We start from the raw sequence: 1,526 nt of genomic DNA, 5'->3' as shown, positions 1-1,526 counted from the left end.
GGTTTGCTCCTGCGCCTGGACCATCGAGGTGGTGCTTAGAAGAGCGGCGGCAATGGCCGTTGCCGCTGCAACACAGGTTGCTGCTGCTTTCATATCACATGTCTTCCTCTGTTAGCGGCAGCCTCGGCCAGTACAGCTCAGGCTGGCTAAGAACGACCTAAAGGTTCGGTGAAATGTTCCCCCCGACACGCGAATGCGGGTCGGCCAGTAAAAGGCTCCATTCCCCTGCATGCAGTCTTGATCGTGGATCGTGATGATACGGTGAGAGAGTGCAACCTATATGACGTAACGTCAACTTATYTCGCGGCGCTCGATCGCCTTTGAGGAATGGTCGCTTGCCTGCCGAATTGCACACCGACAAAACAGGGGTGCCAGTCTAACTGATTGGAAGGTGGACCTCCGTCGGCCGCGCGATCCCAGCTATCGGCGGAAAGCAGCGCTCGGAACTATGGGAGGCGCTGGACTATCTGCGGGATGTCAAGTTCGCGGTCTCGATCGGTGCCGGCAACAAAGGTGCTTTGCCGGTGCAGCCGGTCCTGCGCGTCATGGCCAAGCATCTTCGCGGTGAGGACAAGTTGCGACATGCAACGGTGTCCGAGATACTTATGCCTTGAGGTGACCTGCCACAGATTCGACAGGCCGCTTTAGCTGCRCACCGATATTCGAGAGAGCCCGATTTTGTCACAAGCACSCGAGTACAAAAACGTCCCACTTGGCTTTAGAGTGCGTCCGTCCTTGAAGAAAGCACTCGAAAAAGCAGCCAAGGATGACCACCGGTCCACTTCAGCCATGGCAGAAATAATCCTGGCCGMATGGCTCCGGGACAAAGGCTACTTGGCCCGGGAAAACATGAAGTAACCTGGCAACATTCGGTTTAATACCACACAAACCCTGTCCACGTTGACGGACCTGAGCGCAGAAACGGCCTGCCATGCAAGGTTCGACAGGCCGTTCCGGCACAACTCTGGTTGCATCATCTTCGCTGTGCGCCGATAGGGAACTTAAAGGCCTGCCAGCCGCCAGCCGACAGGCCCCATTTTGAAGCGTGTCAGAGGGGATCAAAGAACACGCTTCGCGGACTTCGAAGACCCACGCTTGCGGTGACGGGTCTCCTCGATGAGCGCAGCTGAAAGGTTAAGACTGCGCCCATTCGTCTCCGCTCGATCAAACGAGGTGCACCCGGATCGGGTTCCCCTAAAAGCAGAAAAAGCCCCGCCACCTTTCGGCAGCGGGGCAAAGGATCAAGGCGTGATGGCACTTTATCATATTCCCGAAGTCGGGAGAATGGTCAGGGCGGCGGGCGACCCGTCAGCCAGGTATAGACCCCGAGCAGCCATCCGGCGCTCCCAACGACACCTAAGCCGATCTTGAGAAGGTAACGCCCAGCGGTGCCGGCACCCTGTGCCTGCGTTCGCAGGTTAACCACGTCGTCGGTCACGGCCTGCATGCTGGTCTGGCTGTGCTTCACCGCGATCACGTCAGCCTCAACCCTTGTGAGCCGGTGGCCGAACTCGTCAAGCCGGCGA

General features: G+C 58.1%; 2 protein-coding genes. Both read right to left on the bottom strand.

Going from position 1 to position 1,526, the window contains the following annotated elements; genetic code table 11:
• Window positions 1-446: 446 nt before the first annotated feature.
• A complete protein-coding gene (locus AC1DUU_RS31690) occupies window positions 447-584 on the bottom strand; it encodes a hypothetical protein (RefSeq protein WP_476787262.1) in 138 nt (45 codons plus the stop codon).
• Between the two features lie 704 nt (window positions 585-1,288).
• Window positions 1,289-1,526 (bottom strand): DUF1515 family protein (locus AC1DUU_RS31685; RefSeq protein WP_476787261.1); only part of this gene is annotated, 238 nt, incomplete at its 5' end.

Source organism: Aminobacter sp. P4_H6_2 (assembly GCF_056400805.1).
This window is presented reverse-complemented; position numbering and strand designations above follow the sequence as displayed.